This window comes from Geomicrobium sediminis (assembly GCF_016908595.1).
Classification (GTDB): Bacteria; Bacillota; Bacilli; order Bacillales; family Marinococcaceae; genus Geomicrobium_A; species Geomicrobium_A sediminis.
In genome coordinates this window covers 82,800-100,078 of the sequence record NZ_JAFBEC010000004.1, presented here as the reverse complement: position 1 = coordinate 100,078, position 17,279 = coordinate 82,800, and the positions used below count along the sequence as shown (strand labels likewise).

Annotated in this window: 19 protein-coding genes; 1 reads left to right on the top strand and 18 read right to left on the bottom strand. The window is 43.4% G+C overall.

Annotation, left to right across the window (positions count from 1 at the left end; genetic code table 11):
• Nucleotides 1-7 precede the first annotated feature (7 nt).
• The 10 genes from rplS to smc all read right to left on the bottom strand — a co-directional run bounded on the left by rplS (nucleotide 8) and on the right by smc (nucleotide 9,385).
• Complete coding sequence (rplS, locus tag JOD17_RS08055; RefSeq protein ID WP_042360239.1) at nucleotides 8-358, bottom strand: 50S ribosomal protein L19; 351 nt, start codon at nucleotides 356-358, stop codon at nucleotides 8-10.
• 110 nt (nucleotides 359-468) lie between these two features.
• Complete coding sequence (gene trmD / locus JOD17_RS08050; protein ID WP_204696875.1) at nucleotides 469-1,194, bottom strand: tRNA (guanosine(37)-N1)-methyltransferase TrmD; 726 nt, start codon at nucleotides 1,192-1,194, stop codon at nucleotides 469-471.
• On the bottom strand, nucleotides 1,191-1,724 hold the full coding sequence (gene rimM, locus JOD17_RS08045; protein WP_204696867.1) for a ribosome maturation factor RimM: 534 nt from the start codon (nucleotides 1,722-1,724) through the stop codon (nucleotides 1,191-1,193). The genes trmD and rimM overlap by 4 nt, the downstream gene beginning before the upstream one ends.
• Nucleotides 1,708-2,136 (bottom strand): YlqD family protein, encoded by a 429-nt coding sequence (locus JOD17_RS08040; protein ID WP_042360236.1) that lies wholly within the window; start codon nucleotides 2,134-2,136, stop codon nucleotides 1,708-1,710. The genes rimM and JOD17_RS08040 overlap by 17 nt, the downstream gene beginning before the upstream one ends.
• Nucleotides 2,137-2,230: 94 nt before the next feature.
• Nucleotides 2,231-2,461 (bottom strand): KH domain-containing protein, encoded by a 231-nt coding sequence (locus JOD17_RS08035; RefSeq protein WP_204696866.1) that lies wholly within the window; start codon nucleotides 2,459-2,461, stop codon nucleotides 2,231-2,233.
• Nucleotides 2,462-2,473: 12 nt separating this feature from the next.
• A complete protein-coding gene (gene rpsP, locus JOD17_RS08030) occupies nucleotides 2,474-2,746 on the bottom strand; it encodes a 30S ribosomal protein S16 (RefSeq protein ID WP_042360234.1) in 273 nt (90 codons plus the stop codon).
• Between the two features lie 160 nt (nucleotides 2,747-2,906).
• Entirely contained in the window at nucleotides 2,907-4,268 is a 1,362-nt protein-coding gene (gene ffh, locus JOD17_RS08025) for a signal recognition particle protein (protein WP_204697162.1), read from the bottom strand.
• Nucleotides 4,269-4,281: 13 nt separating this feature from the next.
• Entirely contained in the window at nucleotides 4,282-4,602 is a 321-nt protein-coding gene (locus JOD17_RS08020) for a putative DNA-binding protein (protein WP_042360233.1), read from the bottom strand.
• A gap of 197 nt (nucleotides 4,603-4,799) precedes the next feature.
• Nucleotides 4,800-5,780 carry a signal recognition particle-docking protein FtsY gene (gene ftsY, locus JOD17_RS08015; RefSeq protein WP_204696865.1) on the bottom strand — a complete coding sequence of 327 codons (981 nt, stop codon included), beginning with the start codon at nucleotides 5,778-5,780 and terminating at the stop codon, nucleotides 4,800-4,802.
• 20 nt (nucleotides 5,781-5,800) lie between these two features.
• Nucleotides 5,801-9,385: a chromosome segregation protein SMC gene (gene smc / locus JOD17_RS08010; RefSeq protein ID WP_204696864.1), complete on the bottom strand. Its 3,585-nt coding sequence runs from the start codon at nucleotides 9,383-9,385 to the stop codon at nucleotides 5,801-5,803.
• A 123-nt stretch (nucleotides 9,386-9,508) separates the two neighbouring features.
• Here smc and JOD17_RS08005 point away from each other — a divergent pair, with 123 nt between their 5' ends.
• A complete protein-coding gene (locus JOD17_RS08005; RefSeq protein WP_042415548.1) occupies nucleotides 9,509-9,739 on the top strand; it encodes a DUF1128 domain-containing protein in 231 nt (76 codons plus the stop codon).
• 45 nt (nucleotides 9,740-9,784) lie between these two features.
• On the opposite strand, the gene rnc is transcribed toward JOD17_RS08005, so the two are convergent.
• The 8 genes from rnc to sdaAA form a co-directional block, all read right to left on the bottom strand.
• The gene (gene rnc, locus JOD17_RS08000; protein ID WP_204696860.1) at nucleotides 9,785-10,549 is read right to left on the bottom strand and encodes a ribonuclease III; all 765 of its coding nucleotides are present in this window, start codon (nucleotides 10,547-10,549) and stop codon (nucleotides 9,785-9,787) included.
• Between the two features lie 84 nt (nucleotides 10,550-10,633).
• Nucleotides 10,634-10,870, bottom strand: a complete 237-nt coding sequence (gene acpP, locus JOD17_RS07995) for an acyl carrier protein (protein ID WP_042360232.1) — start codon at nucleotides 10,868-10,870, stop codon at nucleotides 10,634-10,636.
• A gap of 111 nt (nucleotides 10,871-10,981) precedes the next feature.
• A complete protein-coding gene (gene fabG, locus JOD17_RS07990; RefSeq protein ID WP_204696858.1) occupies nucleotides 10,982-11,728 on the bottom strand; it encodes a 3-oxoacyl-[acyl-carrier-protein] reductase in 747 nt (248 codons plus the stop codon).
• Nucleotides 11,729-11,732: 4 nt separating this feature from the next.
• Nucleotides 11,733-12,677: an ACP S-malonyltransferase gene (gene fabD / locus JOD17_RS07985; protein WP_204696856.1), complete on the bottom strand. Its 945-nt coding sequence runs from the start codon at nucleotides 12,675-12,677 to the stop codon at nucleotides 11,733-11,735.
• Nucleotides 12,678-12,682: 5 nt separating this feature from the next.
• The gene (plsX, locus tag JOD17_RS07980; RefSeq protein WP_204696854.1) at nucleotides 12,683-13,678 is read right to left on the bottom strand and encodes a phosphate acyltransferase PlsX; all 996 of its coding nucleotides are present in this window, start codon (nucleotides 13,676-13,678) and stop codon (nucleotides 12,683-12,685) included.
• 37 nt (nucleotides 13,679-13,715) lie between these two features.
• Nucleotides 13,716-14,273, bottom strand: a complete 558-nt coding sequence (gene fapR, locus JOD17_RS07975; protein WP_204696853.1) for a transcription factor FapR — start codon at nucleotides 14,271-14,273, stop codon at nucleotides 13,716-13,718.
• Nucleotides 14,274-14,350: 77 nt separating this feature from the next.
• A complete protein-coding gene (recG, locus tag JOD17_RS07970) occupies nucleotides 14,351-16,384 on the bottom strand; it encodes an ATP-dependent DNA helicase RecG (RefSeq protein WP_239575340.1) in 2,034 nt (677 codons plus the stop codon).
• Nucleotides 16,381-17,268, bottom strand: coding sequence for an L-serine ammonia-lyase, iron-sulfur-dependent, subunit alpha (sdaAA, locus tag JOD17_RS07965; RefSeq protein WP_042360227.1), 888 nt, complete (start codon nucleotides 17,266-17,268; stop codon nucleotides 16,381-16,383). Before sdaAA ends, recG begins: the two co-directional genes overlap by 4 nt.
• Between the last annotated feature and the right edge of the window lie 11 nt (nucleotides 17,269-17,279).

Genomic DNA, 17,279 nt, shown 5'->3' with positions numbered 1-17,279 from the left:
AACATCTTTAGTTGCTACGAAGTTCTTTAACTCTTGCAGCTTTACCTTGAAGCTTGCGCAAGTAGTAAAGTCTCGCTTGACGTACACGTCCACGACGCTTCACTTCGATCTTATCGATTCTTGGTGAATGTACAGGGAACGTACGCTCAATACCAACACCTGAAGAGATCTTACGTACTGTAAACGTTTCGCTAATTGAGCTTCCACGGCGCTTTAATACAAGACCTTGGAATACTTGGATACGCTCGCGCGTACCTTCAACTACCTTTACGTGAACAGCTACTGTATCTCCAGGACGAAAGCTAGGTACGTCACTCTTAAGTTGAGCTTTGTTAATTTCGTTAATGAGATTAGTCATTGGGTGTTTCCTCCTTCCTTCTCGGATGCTCTTACGGGATTACCGCAGCGGAACATCGGATTCAACGGCTTTCGCCACAACTGCTATCATAGCATACCGATTGATAGAGTTCAATCGTTGTTCTTAAATTCATTTAACCATTTTTCTTCTTGGTCCGACTGATCATAGTCTTCTAGAAGATCAGGTCTTCGTTCATACGTCCTGCGAAGGGATTCTTTCTTTCGCCACTCTTCGATGTTTCTGTGATGACCTGAGAGAAGAACATCTGGCACTTTCATTCCACGAAACTCTGCCGGTCTTGTGTAATGAGGGTGTTCAAGCAATCCCGTTTGAAACGAATCTTCTTTGGCTGATTGCTCATTACCAAGAACGCCAGATTGCAAACGAATAACGCTATCTGCAATTACCATCGAGGCGAGCTCTCCACCGGTTAACACGTAATCACCGATTGAAATTTCGTCTGTTGCAAGGGAACGAATGCGTTCGTCATATCCTTCATAGTGTCCACAAATGAAGACAATCTCTTCAGCTGACGCTAGTTGTTCGGCTTTCTCCTGCGTGTGTGGCCCCCCCTGTGGACAAAGGAGCACAACACGTGCGTCCTTGGAAAGCTGTAAGCTTTCAATCGCATCATAGATCGGTTGAGCACGAAGCACCATGCCTGCCCCGCCACCAAACGGATAGTCATCGACTTTGTTATGCTTGTTGTCAGCATACTGACGAAAATCAGTAACGGAATAGGTTACTTGCCCTTTCTCTTCTGCTTGCTTCCAAATCGATGACGAAAAAACGCCTTGATACATCTCCGGAAACAAACTTAAAAACGTGAGCTTCATTCGTCAAGCAACCCTTCCATTAATGTTACGGTTACCGTTTGGGAATTCAAATCGACTTGCTTAACCACTTCATCTATATAAGGCAGCAAGACGTCTTTTTTCTTCGGTTCCGTTCGCTTAACGACCCAAACGTCGTTCGCTCCTGGTGCGAGAATTTCTTTTACAAACCCGAGTTCTACGCCGTCTGTCGTAACGACTTTCAAACCGATAATATCATTGTAATAAAAGTCACCATCTGACAAATCATCTCGTTCATCTGCAGTAACTTCTAAAACCCCGTCGCGAAGCTTGTCTGCTTCGTCTTTGTCGTTAATGCCTTCAAACGTTAATAATTGGAACTGTTTATGCGCTCTTGAGCTCGTAATCGTAAGGCGCTGACGGTTGCCGTTTTTATACTTGACAGACAATTCATTGCCAACCTTAAAACGCTTTTCTGGAAAGTCCGTCGTTGAAACGACACGAACTTCTCCTTTTACGCCGTGAGTATTCACGATTGTTCCAACATTAAAGTATTCAATGTTTGACGTCATGTGAAGCGTGATCTCCTTTAGTACGGATCTCTTTAATGACTCCATCTTCTACGATAATTTCGTCTTCAAGTTTATGATCAGCCCAGCGATCCCCTACTTGAATGTCTGTATACCGTTTGACAGTGTCACCTGTAACTAGAGATCCTTCTGGCAACGTGCGGATTTTGTTCTCACGGAACGTGATGCTTTCTACCCGTTGCGTTCGTTTATTAATCTCTGCGTTAAAGCGTGTTTTTATGAGTGCTTTGTTTTTCGCATCTGTTTGCTCTTTCGCTTGCTTTTGAGCTTGAAAACGGAGTTGCTCCACTTCATTGGTTAGGCGATCTTTTTCTTGATCCATTTTTGTGAGCAACTTTTTGCGATAATCTTCTGTAAGTACGTGACGTACGAGTACATTCTTTTCAATCCTCATGAAATCCACCTCATCCTCTAGATAGTATGTATATGTAAAAATCGTAGCATTGATAAAAGAAAAAGGGAAGGCTTAGCCTCCCCTCAACACGTCCTTAATCAGCAATCTTGAGACGAACTTTGCCGTTCTCTCGATTGGCAGCAGCAAGTAATGAACGCATCGAACTTGCAACTTTACCATTTTTGCCGATGACTTTACCGACATCGTCCTTATGAACCGACAGCGTTAATAACGTTGTTCCATCGTGCTCTGTCTCTTCAACAGTCACTTCGTCAGGGTGATCCACAAGTGCTTTGGCAACGGTCAAGACAAGTGTTTGTAGCATCCGTATTCCTACTTACTTACTGTTCTTTGCTTCATGGACTTTCTCCATGAGGCCAGCAGTTGAGAATAGGTTACGTACTGTGTCAGATGGCTTAGCACCATCAAGCATCCACTTTACAGCACGGTCTTCTTTTACTGTAAATGAGTTATCTGTAACGAGTGGGTTGTACGTTCCAATCTCTTCGATGAAACGACCATCACGTGGTGAGCGAGAATCCGCAACTACGACACGGTAGTAAGGTCTTTTCTTTGATCCCATTCTTTTAAGACGAATTTTTGTAGCCATAATTCATTACCTCCAACTTATATGTTGTAAATTTTTTATGATGACAAGTGGTCACCTATAACTTCACGTTCATGGTGAAATCATCGCACATTAGCCTATTATAGACAAAATGTCCGAGTGTGTAAAGGGTTTTTCCTTTTCAGTGCATAAATCGCTTGAATTACTTCATAAACGGAAACTGCATGCCGCCTTTTCCTTTGCGTTTACCAGCTTTTCCGCCCATTTGTGACGTCATTTGCTTCATCATCTTCTTCATATCTTCAAACTGTTTGAGAAGCTTGTTGACATCTTGAACGGTCGTACCGCTTCCTTTTGCAATTCGACGCTTTCGACTTGCATTTATAATCTTTGGTTCGACCTTTTCTTGCTTAGTCATTGAACGAACAATCGCTTCGACTTTGCCAATTTGGCTGTCGTCGACTTGCATGTTCTTCATGCCCTTCATCTTGTTGGCACCTGGTAACATGCCGAGCAAGTCTTCAAGAGGGCCCATGCTTTTCACTTGATCAATTTGTTCTAGAAAATCATCAAACGTGAGGTCTGCATTTCGAAGCTTTGCTTCCAATTCTTTCGCTTTCTCTTCATCAACGTTCGTTTGTGCTTTCTCAATGAGTGAAAGCACATCGCCCATGCCGAGAATTCGTGAAGCCATTCGCTCTGGATGGAACGGTTCAAGTTGGTCAATCTTCTCACCCATACCGGCAAATTTAATCGGCTTCTCGGTTACAGCACGGATTGAAAGTGCTGCACCACCCCTCGTGTCACCGTCAAGTTTCGTAAGAACGACACCTGATATTTCAAGGAGTTCATTAAACTGCTCCGAAACGTTTACCGCATCTTGACCGGTCATCGCATCAACGACGAGTAAAATTTCGTCAGGATTCACAGAAGCTTTCATTTCCTTTAGCTCATCCATTAAGTTCTCGTCAACGTGCAATCGTCCCGCAGTATCGAGGATGACTGTGTCGTGATGCTCTTCCTTCGCCTTTTCAACACCGCGCTTGACGATGTCTACTGGGCTTACATCGGTCCCTTCAGAGTACACGGGCATATCTAGTTGCTTACCGAGTGTGTTTAACTGGTCAATCGCTGCTGGACGATAAATGTCCGCTGCAACGAGCATGGGTGTTTTATTCTTTTTCTTACGTAAATAGTTCGCAAGCTTTGCCGTCGTCGTCGTTTTACCGGCCCCTTGCAAACCGACCATCATAATGACCGTCGGTGGTTTCGATGCTGTTTCAATCTTGCTTTCTTCTGAGCCCATTAACGCTGTCAATTCTTCATTAACCACTTTAATAACTTGTTGACCTGGCGTAAGGCTCTTCATCACTTCTTGTCCGACCGCACGTTCTTTTACGCGGTTTACAAATTGTTTAACCACTTTAAAGTTAACATCGGCTTCTAGCAAAGCAAGACGAACTTCACGCGCCATTTCTTTGACGTCGGCTTCACTTACTTTCCCTTTACCTTTTATCTTTTGCATCGTTTGCTGAAGTCGTTCAGCTAAACTTTCAAAGGCGATGGTCATCTCCCCCTTACTCTTCCGTACTTTCTAACTCTGTTACAAGAGCGATCACTTCACTGTCTTCAGACGCTAGTCGAAGTTTCTTGTAAAGCTCTTCTCTTAAACGATAACGGTTGAACAATTGAAGCTTCTCTTCATATTGTTCAAGCATAAGTTCACTACGCCTAATGTTATCATAAACGGCTTGACGACTCACATCGTATAACTCAGAAATTTCTCCGAGGGAATAATCATCGTAGTAGTACAATTGCAAGTAATTCCGTTGTTTGTCTGTTAATAATGCATGATAAAAATCAAACAATGCGTTCATTCTCATTGTTTTCTCGAGCATTGTACTTCACCCTTACTGTTAAGTGAATAACCTTTACAATTAGAATGGTACAATTCCCCTTGGATTGTGTCAAGAAACAGCCGAGAGTTTCTATGAACACTCTCGGACATTTCCAGATCTAATCACTAGATGTGTGACAAGCGTTTTGCTCGTAATTTCAATCTATGCACTTATACGAGTTATTCGCTCCTTCTCACTCACTTCTCTTCAACAAGTGTTTGGAACAAACCATACGTAAACTGTTCTGCATCAAACGGTTGTAAGTCATCGACTTTTTCACCGAGGCCGACAAACTTCACCGGAATGTCGAGTTCATTCCGAATCGCAAGTACGATTCCACCCTTTGCTGTGCCGTCAAGCTTCGTTAAGACAATCCCTGAAACGTCTGTCGCTTCTTTAAATTGCTTCGCTTGTGCCATAGCGTTTTGTCCAGTCGTCGCATCTAAAACGAGCAACACTTCATGCGGCGCACTTGGCACTTCGCGCTGAATGACTCGTTTCACTTTCTCAAGTTCTTTCATGAGGTTCACTTTGTTTTGTAAGCGACCTGCGGTGTCACAAAGAAGTACGTCGGCACTTCTAGATTTTGCAGCATGGATCGCGTCATACATAACAGCCGCAGGATCTGAGCCTTCAGCTTGCTTAATAACGTCAACGCCAACACGTTCGCCCCATACACCTAGCTGTTCAATCGCACCCGCTCTAAACGTATCTCCAGCAGCTAGCACGACCTTTTTATCTTGCTCTTTAAAATGGTGAGCGAGTTTCCCAATTGTTGTCGTTTTCCCTACGCCGTTAACGCCGACGAATAAAATGACCGTCATGCCTTCTTGATTCATCGAAAGCTCGGAATCCTCTCCTGTGAAATCCAACTTCTCGGTTAATTTCTCACTAATGACTGGTAAAATATCCGCACTGTTTTTCACATTTTCAAGCTTTGCAGTTTCACGAAGCTCATCGACGAGCTCCATAACCGTATTCACACCAACATCTGCTGAAATCAGTAGCTCTTCAAGCTCCTCAAAGAACTCTTCATCAACTGTACGGTATTTTGCTGCTAATGTGTTCATCTTCTCAGAAAATGAATCTCTCGTTTTTTGGAGACCATCTTTAAATTTCGTTGTGACCGAATCTGTTTGATTCGTTACGCGATCTTTTAACTTTTTAAAAAAACTCATTCGCTAAAATCCTACCTCTCTTATTTGCTCGTTGACATCGCTGGCTCAAGCATTTCTGCTTCCTCTAATCTTACAGAGACGAGTCTTGATACACCTGACTCTTCCATCGTCACCCCATAAAGTGAGTCACTCGCTGCCATCGTGCCTTTACGGTGGGTAATTACAATAAACTGAGTTTGTGCCGAAAAGCGTTGCAAGTAGTCCGCAAACCGTTTTACATTCGCTTCATCAAGCGCCGCTTCGACTTCGTCTAAAATGCAAAACGGAACAGGGCGAACGTTTAAGATCGCAAACAATAGCGCAATCGCTGTTAATGACTTCTCGCCACCAGACAATAACGACAACGCTTGTTTTTTCTTACCCGGCGGTCTTGCAAATATATCAATGCCTGTTTCTAGAAGGTCATCTGGTTCACTTAGAACGAGATCGGCTTCACCGCCGCCAAACATGACACGATACGTTTCTTTAAACTGTTCACGAATTTGCACGAACGTCTCTCGAAACTTGCGCGTCATCTCTTCATCCATTTCACGGATGGCTTCAACGAGCGTTTGTCTCGCTTCACGCAAATCTTCTTGTTGCGTTTTTAGAAACTGATAGCGCTCAGACACGCGTTCATATTCTTCAATCGCCCCTAAATTTACGTAACCGAGTTCTTCAATGCCACGCTCTAATAACTTGAGCCGCTTTCTAGCGTCTTCAACCGGAATCTCACGATCACGTTTCTTTTTGGCTGCTTCGTACGTTAACTCGTATTCTCCTTGCAAACGATCTAGAAGGTGATCAAGCTCAACATCGAGTCTCTCAGTGACGAGCTCGATGTGCTGTCTTTGTTGATCCGTATCGCGGTACTCGCTATCGAACCTCGTTACGGCTTGTTCAACTAAACCAAGCTTTTCGTTTGTTTCTTCACGCTCTTTACGTTTCGCTTGAACATACGTTTGCCACTTTTCTTTGCTTTCACGTGTCTTTTCAATGTCTTCATCAATCGTTGACGACCCACCTGAAACGTCTTCAAGACGGTACGTCAATGCCTCACGTTCCTCTTTAATGTTAACTAACTCTCGCTGCTGCTCGCTCACCTCAGTTTGCAATCGTTTTACAGTCTGTTTTTGATGGTCGAGTTGTTCTTTTTGCTTGGCGCGTTCAATTCGAAGCAACGTCACTTGCTCTTGCATTTCTTTCTCTGAAAGTGCTTGTCGTTTTTTCTCAGCTTCTTTTTCATTAATCTCTTGCTCTAACGACGTGGAGCGTTCTGAGAGCTCAATCGCTTTTTGTTCATTCGTTTCCTTCTCTTCTGTCCATTGTAGGAGCTCTTGGTCAAGCACGCTTTTTTCTTTTACATACAATGAGTGTTCAGATTGCTTTTGTTGCAGCGCTTGTCTTTGGAGATGCAACTCTTCTTTCGCTCGTTGTAGTGAATCGACTAGTTCTTCAAGCGTTAACTCTTTTGTTTGCAACAGCTGCAAGGCTTCATTGTATTCGTTCGTTTTATCTTTTACGTTTTGTTCCAAGTCAGAGATTGCGGCTTCAATATCACGCTTTTTCTCAAGCAATTCTCCTTGCTCACGTTTACGACCGAGTAGCTCTTGGCCTTTTTTCTTTTCACTACCTCCGGTCATTGAACCGCCTGGGTTAATGACGTCGCCGTCTAATGTTACGATGCGGTGTCTAAACTCACTCACTTTAGCAATTGCTTGTCCACTCTCTAAGTCACTTGCAATGATAATGCCACCTAATAAGTGGTCAATGACGTTTTGAACGTGGTGCTCATTTGAAACCGCTGCAGTTGCTACACACTCAAATCCAGGTTGTTGCTCAAGTTTCTTTAACGTGCTCGATTGAACAAACCTTGGCTTCATAACATTTTGAGGTAGGAACGTTGCTCTTCCTTGCTTTTTAGCTTTTAAGTAAGCAATCGCTTTTCGTCCATTTTGATCGGTGTCTACGACAATATGTTGTAGCGCCCCACCAAGTGCAGTTTCGATTGCAAGTTCGAATTTCTTTGTAGCATGAATGAGTGAAGCGACTGGACCGAGTACACCTGAGAGTTGACCGTGATCTCTACCTTGCATGACAGCCTTTACCCCTTGGAAAAACCCTGCGTGTTCTTGTTCCATTCTCTCAAGCAAGTCGATCCGTGCTTTCACATCTTCATAACTTCGGTAGCCACGATGAAGATGATCGCTTTGTTTCTGTTTGTGTTCTTGGATCTTCTCAACGTGTTGCTTTGACTCTTCCACATCCTCAAGAACGGTTTGTTTCTTCGTTTCTAGTGATTCGATTTGCTGTTGCAAGTGATCGAAATTCGTTTGTTTTTCTTCAAGCGAATCCTTGGCACCTGAATGTTCTTCATCAAGTGTATCCATTCGCCGCTTTACTTTTTCCTGTTGTTCTTTTCGATAACGCATTTCGTTTTTTAATGCAGCTTGTTCATTTAACACATCGATATACGTCGTTTTAAGCGCTTCAAGTTCTGTCTCGAAATCTTCTTGTGTTTTACTCATTTCTTTTTGCATCGTGTTCCAACGCTTTTCGAGCTTTGCATCATTTGCTTCTTTATCTTCAAGTTGTTTTGCTTCAGCATCAAGTAATTTCTTGGACTCTTGCCAACTCGTCTCAATTGCCGTCATTCTTTGCTCGAGTTCCTCAAGCCTCACGTGTGCGTTTGAACCTCGCTCATTCATGAGCTCACGATGACCTTCTAATTGAGTTAAACGCTCACTCACTTCTAGAAGCTCTTTTTGACTCTCTTCTAGCTGTTTGTCAATTTGTTTGAGCAATGCTTTTACATCGTCTTGTTCTTGAACGCTTTTTTCAAGTTGTGCACCTTTCGTCTCTAAAGTTGCTTGTAAGGTTTGGAGTTTGTTTTTTTTACTCGTCCATTGCCCATGTTTATCATCAATATCAAAACTAAGTAACGAGATGTCTAACTTCTCGTATTCCTCACGCTTTTCGACGTACTCTTTTGCAGTAGATGCTTGACGCTCAAGGGGTTCGATTTGTTGTTCAAGCTCACTTAATATATCTTCAACACGCTGAAGATTATCTTTCGTTTCCGTAAGTTTTTTCTCTGATTGTTGTTTTCTTGATTTGTATTTCAAAACACCAGCAGCATCTTCAAACATGACGCGACGTTCTTCTGGTTTTGAAGAGAGAATCTTTTCAACTTCTCCTTGTCCAATCATCGAATACGCTTCTTTACCAAGTCCTGAATCGATGAGTAGATCAAGCAAGTCTTTGCGACGGCAGGCGGTGCCGTTCAAATAGTATTCGCTCTCACCTGTTCGAAACAACCGTCTCGTCATACTAATCTCAACGTACTCAGAACTCATATGTCCGTCTTCGTTATCCAAAACGAGCGTTACTTCTGCAAGATTCACTTTCTTTCTCGATTCACTACCGGCAAAAATAATGTCTTCCATTTTTGATCCGCGCAACTGTTTCGCAGATTGTTCGCCAAGTACCCAGCGGACCCCGTCCGAAACGTTGCTTTTTCCGCTCCCGTTCGGCCCTACAATTGCTGTCACTCCCGGGTCTAGATCAATCTTTAACGGAGTTGCAAATGATTTGAACCCTGATATTTCTAGCCTTTTTAAATACATGGCTTTACCCTCAATTCTTTCTAACGTCGTGCTTATTCTCGTTCCATCTGACGACTTTTTTGTAATCTCACCTTTTCAAACATGAAAATCGCCTCTAAAATAGAATGGAAAGGGAGGCCATCCATGACGAATTTAGATCATGCTACACATGAGAATTTGACTTACATGTTTGAAAAGTTGCAGGAACGACTAAAAGTAGTAAACCGAGTTGTTCTTGATCCTGAGTACTACTCACTTAATCAATACGAAGACATTAAAGACGTGTATGACTATGTTGTTAGTCATCCGAATTTAAGCGTAAGAGAAATTGATGCACTCGTATCAGAACTCGGGGCAATTAAAGCAAAAAAATAGGTCAACCGTACAATCACCTTAAACCATTACGTTTTAAGGTGATTGTCATTTATTCGCTACTTTTTTACTCAATAAAGTTAGTGCTTTTTGTGCTGCGTGTTGTTCTGCAGCTTTTTTAGTCTTTCCTGTACCTTCACCGTAACTCGTTTCGTTCACGAACACTTTTGCAACGAATTCGCGGTTGTGGGCAGGTCCTTGCTCAGCAACAATTTGGTAACTAATCCGTCCGCTACTTTCTTGTTGCACAAATTCTTGCAATTGGCTTTTAAAGTCCATGACGTCCGTGTAACTACCCGTTTCAATCTTTAGATAGACGGTTTCTTCAAGAAATGCGTATACTGCATCCATCCCTTGGTCTAAATACAACGCACCGACAAACGCTTCAAAAACGTCTGCAAGCATCGCAGGTCGATTGCGACCGCCACTCATCTCTTCACCTTTACCGAGGAAAATCAATGATCCGAACTCAAGTCGCTCAGCAAGCTCAAACAATGAAGGTTCGCATACAACAGCAGCTCTTAGCTTCGTCATTTCTCCTTCTTGCATGAGTGGAAAACGCTTGAATAAATGTTGAGATACTGCAAGCTCTAACACCGCATCCCCTAAAAACTCTAACCGTTCGTTGTCTTGGTCTGCACGAAAGCGTTGTTCATTCACGTACGAAGAATGTGTAAATGCTTGATACAGCAATTGTTGATCAATAAACGTAACCGATAGGGAACTTAGCATCGTTTGGAACTTTTTCGCATGCGCATCACTTACACTGTATTGCTTCTCAGCCTTTCGTTTACGCCCTGACTGTTGACTCATTTTCATCTACTCCTTTAAAAAGTTCAATCAGAAAACGGGAAAAACAAGCTCTGCGATGTGCAGAACTTGTCTGAAAGGAAAGGGTTACTGTGCATCTATGTAGTTGACGACATCAGCAACCGTCGCAATCTTTTCCGCTTCCTCATCTGAGATCTCAAGGTCAAACTCATCTTCAAGTTCCATTACAAGTTCAACAACATCAAGTGAATCTGCACCTAGATCTTCTTTAAACGTTGACTCCATTTTCACTTCTGACTCTTCCACACTTAGACGATCAACGATGATTTTCGTTACGCGCTCTAATGTATTTGTTTCTGCCATGATAATTCCTCCTAGACTTTCATTCGTGTTTTTAATTCGATTGTTTATTTAATTGAATGTAACCATTGTCATTATAGATGATTTCCTAGTAAAAAACTAGAGAGGTTTGTCTTACCCCATATACATGCCGCCATCAACATGCAACGTTTGTCCTGTCATATAGCGACTATCCTCTCCACATAAAAAGGATACAACACGTGCAACATCTTCTGGCTCACCAAGTGTAGCAAGTGGGATTTGTTCAAGTAATGCTGATTTTGTTTCATCTTGCAATTCATCCGTCATTTCAGTTGCAATAAAGCCTGGTGCAACAGCATTCACACGAATGTTACGACTTGCGAACTCTTTCGCAAGCGTCTTTGTCAATCCGACAACACCTGCCTTTGCCGCAACGTAGTTCGCTTGACCTGGATTTCCAATTGATCCAACGACAGAGGCGATGTTGACAATAACACCTTCGCGTTGCTTCATCATCGGTCTAGATGCCGCCTTCGAGCAGAGAAACACCCCCTTTACGTTCGTGTTCATCACGTCATCCCAATCTTCTGATTTCATACGCATAACCAGATTGTCACGTGTAATCCCCGCATTGTTAATGAGTAAGTCAATGCGCTCGAATTCATCCGTGACCGTTTTGAACATTTCTTTCACTTGTGTTTCATCAGAAACATCCGCTTGAATTGTAATCGCTCGTACACCGTGAGCTTCACAGCTTGCCTTTGTTTCTTCTGCCTTTGCTTGATTGCCTGAATAGTTAATCGCTACATCGGCACCAAGACTAGCCAGTTCGATTGCAATCGCACGTCCAATTCCTCTAGAAGCCCCAGTGACTAGGGCTTTTTTTCCTTGCAATTTCAATAGATTAAACCTCCTGAAGTAATGCGTTTAGCTTATCTACATCGTCTTTTGTATGAATAGAGACAACGTCAACATTTTTGCGATCAATTTTGCGCACAAGTCCTGATAGTACTTGTCCACTTCCTACTTCAACAAATGTATTGACGCCTTCACCAATCATATAACGAATCGAATCTTCCCAAAGAACAGGAGATGTCATTTGCTTGACGAGTCCTGCTTTTAACCGTTCGCCTGATTGTTCGCTTGTTGCGGATACATTTGTAATGACTGGAACGGTTGCATCTCGAAATGGAATGCTAGCTAACGCTTGTTCTAGCTCATTTGCAGCAGGCTCCATCAATGCAGAGTGGAATGGTCCACTCACATTTAATGGGATCGTACGCTTCGCACCTTTTTCTTTCATTCGTTCACCGACCGTCTTCACACCCGCAGTCGTCCCTGAAATAACGACTTGACCAGGTGCGTTAACGTTAGCCATTTGTACAGCTTCACCTTCAGCAGTAACAGCTTCACAGACCGCTTTTAAATCCTCACGCGTACCACCCATAACTGCTGCCATCGTACCTGTTCCGTTCGGAACTGCTGCTTCCATGAACTGGCCACGCTTACGAACGACTGCAACCGCATCTTCAAACGTTAAAACACCTGCGGCAACGAGAGCACTGTACTCTCCTAAACTATGACCTGCTACAAATGACGGGGTAACATTAAGCCCCTTAACAAGTTGCAAAGTGGCAATGCTCGTCGTTACAAGCGCTGGTTGTGCATTTGACGTTTGCTTTAGTTCCTCTTCAGGTCCTTCTTCCATGAGCTTCGAAAGTGGAAATTGTAACACACGATCAGCAACATCCACGACGTTTTTCGATGATTCATTCGTCTGTTTCGCATCTAGTCCCATTCCAATGACTTGAGACCCTTGTCCAGGAAACAAAAACGCAAACTTCCGCATGTGAATCACTCCTTCTCTGACGTATCGCTTAATTCTTTTGCGATGACTTCTGGAACTTTTTCTTCGATCATTTGCATAGCTTGCCTTACTGCGTGATAAATCGCTGTATGGTCTGATGAGCCGTGAGCTTTAATGACTGGCGCTTTAAGCCCAAACAAACCAGCACCACCGTAGTGAGAATAACTCATCTTCTCTTTTATATTTTTAAACGAAGGCTTCAAAACTCCTGCTGCTAATTTGTTCATTGTCGTTGAGGTTAGCTCTGCCTTTAAGATCGTGAACAATGATTCAGCAGTTCCTTCAATCGTTTTTAGAAGGATGTTCCCCGAGAATCCATCACAGACAACAACGTCACAAACACCGTTTAATACGTCTCTTGCTTCAACGTTGCCAACGAATTCGAACTTTCCGCCTTGCAGTTGTTCAAAGGCAGCCTTTGCTAACTCGTTGCCTTTTCCTTCTTCTGTTCCGACGTTTAACAAACCGATGCGAGGGGTTTTACGATTTTTCACTTGTCGTAAATAAACGTCGCCCATAACACCGTACTGATACAAGTGTTCCGCTCTCGCTTCAATGTTCGCACCAACGTCTAAAAGCAAGAATCCTTCGCCATCAATCGTCGGTAACATCGGCGCAAGCGCTGGACGCTCCACCCCGTCAATTCGCCCAACGTGAAGAAGTCCTGCCGTCATAAGCGCACCTGTGTTGCCTGCAGAAATACAGGCATCACAGCGGCCTTCCCGTACTTCCCGAACAGCAAGGACCATTGATGAGTTCTTTTTACGACGCACCGCACGCGTTGGCGCATCTTCGTTTGTAATGATTTCCTCGGTATGCAAAATTTCAATTCTTGGATGCGCATTTAAATGTTCGTTAATTTGCGCTTCGTCACCGACGAGAACAATCGAAATTTGATCAAATGCTTTAACAGCTGCCATTGCGCCAGCCACTTGAGCTTTAGGGGCGTTGTCACCGCCCATAGCGTCTACTGCAATCTTCATGCTTTAAGCTCCTTTTATCAGTTCAACCTTCATCACTTTAGTCTTGATGGCCTCTTGCCATTTGAAATTCCCCAGAAAATACTCGTCGTTGATCGACATAACTTTCAACGATTACGGTTGTCCATTTGTCGTCATGAGCGGTAACTTTTGCTTTGGCAACGACTCGTTCTGTTGCTTTTACTGGTTTTGAAAAACGTACATTAGCACGACCTGTTACGACGAAATCATCGTTAATGATGGCCACAGCTAGTGAATTTGCTTGTGCAAACAAATGATGCCCACGAGCAATTCCATTTCTCGTAAATACATGTTCTTCTCGAATTTCCATAATTGAAATCGCTGTCTCATCAAGTTGTAAATCAATGACTTCACCGATTACTTCTTCATCTGTTAACGCTTTTACTTCATCATGGTGTTGTCTTGCGACGTCTTTTAATCGCTCACGAAGTTCTGGTATACCGAGTTCTAAGCGATCTAGTCGAATCGTTTGAATGCTAACATTAAAGGACGTAGCCAATGCTTCGTCTGTGATGAATGGATTGTTTTGAATCGTTTCCTTCAGTTCAGCTTTACGAACATGCTTTGGTTTTCTCATGAATAATAAGCACCGCATTTCTATGACTAGGTCCTAATAGTAGTTTGCAACAATCTGGAGAGAAAATCAACAAATCTTTAATCGAGTTTCTCTCCAGAAAGCGCTCCTGTATCGGATAAATAGTTACGTAACGCCTCGTACTCAGCGTCGGTCCAAAACGCATCGGACTGTATGAGCGTTTGTGCGTCTTGTCTTGCTGTTTCAAGGGCTCGGTAATCATGGACAGGATCTGCTAAACGGAAGTGAGGCATACCGCTCTGTTTCTTACCAAGTAAGTCACCAGGACCTCTAAGCTTTAAATCTTCTTCTGCTAACACAAATCCATCTGTTGTTTCGGTCATAATTTTCATTCGTTCTTTTCCTGTTTCAGACGTTGGATCTGAAAGCAAAATGCAGTACGATTGCGCATCTCCACGACCGACTCGACCTCTTAGCTGGTGTAGCTGAGCTAATCCAAAGCGATCCGCATCATAAATCAACATACAAGTCGCATTCGGAACGTTTACACCGACTTCAACGACCGTTGTAGAAACGAGCAATTGTACGTGATTACTAAAAAACCGTTCCATCGTGCCGTTTTTCTCATCGTTTGAGAGGCGACCGTGCACGAGTCCAACAGAAACGCTAGGAAGAATCTGTTGCAATTGCTCATACAAGTCTATGGCATTTTGTACGTCTAGTTGCTCTGATTCCTCAATTAATGGGCAAATTACATACGCTTGACGTCCGGCACGAATTTCTTTTTCAATAAACGTAATGACTCGCTCGAACATATCATGCTTCGCCCAATACGTTTCTACCGGTTTACGCCCTACGGGTTGCTCATCAATTCTTGATACGTCCATATCACCAAATGCTGTAATCGCAAGCGTTCTCGGAATAGGTGTTGCGGTCATAAACAACACATCTGGGCTGCCTTTTTCTTTCAATGCACGTCTTTGATTCACGCCAAATCGATGTTGTTCATCGGTCACGACGAGCCCGAGATTTGGAATTGGGACGTCAGGTTGAATGAGGGCGTGGGTTCCAATTAATACATTCACCTGACCTGCTTCTAATGCTTCAATCGTTTGTTTGCGTTCAGACTTTCTCGTGGAGCCCGTCAGCAAACGAATTGAAACGTCGCAATCACGAAAGAGTTCTTGCAACGATTCATAATGTTGCTCAGCTAGAATCTCCGTTGGCACCATTAATGCTGTCGTTTTTCCCGCAGTAATAACTGCATACATTGCAATCGCTGCTACGACAGTTTTACCTGAACCTACATCTCCTTGTAGTAAGCGATTCATTCGATACGGTTGGTGCAAATCATGAACAATTTCATCAAGTGAGCGCTTTTGCGCTTGTGTAAGCGCAAATGGTAAAGTCTCCATAAACGCCTTTACTTTAACTACGTCTTCTTGAAGTGGTGTTGCCTGTTCATTTTGGCGTACTGAACGCTTATACGCTTGCATGCGCAGTTGAAACAGTAGAAACTCTTCGTATATGTAACGTCTTCTTGCATGTTTTAAAGATTCTTTGTCTGTTGGGCGATGTAACTGTTGAATCGTATCGACGATCGCCGGTAATTTATATCGCTCTAACAAAGCCTCTGGCAAACGCTCTGGCGGAAACGCCTCGGTCATCGCTAGCGCATCTTCTGTCCATTGCGTTAGCTGACGTGTCGTTAACCTTCCAGATAAGGCGTAGATTGGGGCATACGGCCTTTTCTCTTCTACTTGTCCAACTTCAATGGATTGAGCGGTAATTTGAGCTCGGTGCCGATTCCACTTCCCTGACACTGTAATTGCGACTTCGTTTTGCAATTTGCTTTTTAAAAAAGCACGGTTAAACGCTACAACGTTTAACACGTGTCCCCCGCTGTTCATTTTAAAATTCAATCGGTTTTTCTTTCTTCCGTAGAAACTTACTCTCGCTTCACCGATTACAACTCCTTCAACGGTCACATTTTCATCATGAACGAGCTGTTCAACCGGTTGTGCTTCTTTGTTTTCATAGCGATAAGGAAGGTGTGCTAGAAGATCAGAAATAAAGAAAATGCCAAGGCGCTCGAGGTCTTTGGCACTTTCTTTACCGATTCCTTTTAGCGAGGAGACGGGTGTGTTCATCATGTACGCTCAGCAGAAAGGTCAAAAATTTGTGATTCGAGCGCTTTGCCTGTAGGTGTCGCAGCAAGCCCACCTAAAGCAGTTTCTTTTAACGTTTCTGACATACTCTCACCGATGCGATACATCGCATCAATTACTTCATCACAAGGTATGCGACTTTCGATTCCGGCTAGCGCCATATCAGCTGCTACCATTGCAATCGACGCACCTGCTGCGTTTCGTTTGACACAAGGTACTTCAACGAGTCCTGCAACCGGGTCGCAAACGAGTCCTAGCATATTTTTAAGTGCCATTGCCATTGCTTCAGCAGATTGCTTCGGTGTACCGCCTGCAAGCTCTACAGCAGCTGCTGCTGCCATACCTGCTGCAGAACCGACTTCTGCTTGACAACCACCCGCAGCTCCTGAAATCGAAGCATTGTTCGCAACGACAAGACCAAATGCACCTGAAGTCAATAAATAGCGTTGCATCGCTTCACGAGTTGGGTTTAATTTGTCTTTAAGACTAAACAACGTTCCAGGGACGACTCCAGCGGAGCCGGCTGTTGGTGTCGCACAGATCATTCCCATTGCTGCATTCACTTCGTTTGTTGCCATTGCACGACTCACTGCGCGTAACAGTGTGTCACCACTTAGACCGTTGCCATTTTCGATATACTTCTCAAGCTTTTTTCCGTCTCCACCGGTGAGTCCTGAAACAGATTTTACATCTTCTTCAATGCCACGTCTTACGGCTTCTTCCATAATCGTGAGCTTCTCATCCATATCCGTTAAGACGGCTTCCCTTGAACGACCTGTCACCTCGATCTCTTGTTGAATCATGACTTCTGAAATGGAGATTCCATCTCTATTAGTTAATTCGATTAACTCTGCGACGTTTCGAAACATGAACGTCCACC

Bases quoted from the DNA above. Each gene is read 5' to 3' on its own strand.
- rplS (WP_042360239.1), bottom strand. From the start codon at position 358: ATGACTAATCTCATTAACGAAATTAACAAAGCTCAACTTAAGAGTGAC.
- trmD (WP_204696875.1), bottom strand. From the start codon at position 1,194: ATGAAGCTCACGTTTTTAAGTTTGTTTCCGGAGATGTATCAAGGCGTT.
- rimM (WP_204696867.1), bottom strand. From the start codon at position 1,724: ATGACGTCAAACATTGAATACTTTAATGTTGGAACAATCGTGAATACT.
- JOD17_RS08040 (WP_042360236.1), bottom strand. From the start codon at position 2,136: ATGAGGATTGAAAAGAATGTACTCGTACGTCACGTACTTACAGAAGAT.
- JOD17_RS08035 (WP_204696866.1), bottom strand. From the start codon at position 2,461: ATGCTACAAACACTTGTCTTGACCGTTGCCAAAGCACTTGTGGATCAC.
- rpsP (WP_042360234.1), bottom strand. From the start codon at position 2,746: ATGGCTACAAAAATTCGTCTTAAAAGAATGGGATCAAAGAAAAGACCT.
- JOD17_RS08020 (WP_042360233.1), bottom strand. From the start codon at position 4,602: ATGCTCGAGAAAACAATGAGAATGAACGCATTGTTTGATTTTTATCAT.
- ftsY (WP_204696865.1), bottom strand. From the start codon at position 5,780: ATGAGTTTTTTTAAAAAGTTAAAAGATCGCGTAACGAATCAAACAGAT.
- smc (WP_204696864.1), bottom strand. From the start codon at position 9,385: ATGTATTTAAAAAGGCTAGAAATATCAGGGTTCAAATCATTTGCAACT.
- JOD17_RS08005 (WP_042415548.1), top strand. From the start codon at position 9,509: ATGACGAATTTAGATCATGCTACACATGAGAATTTGACTTACATGTTT.
- rnc (WP_204696860.1), bottom strand. From the start codon at position 10,549: ATGAGTCAACAGTCAGGGCGTAAACGAAAGGCTGAGAAGCAATACAGT.
- acpP (WP_042360232.1), bottom strand. From the start codon at position 10,870: ATGGCAGAAACAAATACATTAGAGCGCGTAACGAAAATCATCGTTGAT.
- fabD (WP_204696856.1), bottom strand. From the start codon at position 12,677: ATGCGGAAGTTTGCGTTTTTGTTTCCTGGACAAGGGTCTCAAGTCATT.
- plsX (WP_204696854.1), bottom strand. From the start codon at position 13,678: ATGAAGATTGCAGTAGACGCTATGGGCGGTGACAACGCCCCTAAAGCT.
- fapR (WP_204696853.1), bottom strand. From the start codon at position 14,273: ATGAGAAAACCAAAGCATGTTCGTAAAGCTGAACTGAAGGAAACGATT.
- recG (WP_239575340.1), bottom strand. From the start codon at position 16,384: ATGATGAACACACCCGTCTCCTCGCTAAAAGGAATCGGTAAAGAAAGT.
- sdaAA (WP_042360227.1), bottom strand. From the start codon at position 17,268: ATGTTTCGAAACGTCGCAGAGTTAATCGAATTAACTAATAGAGATGGA.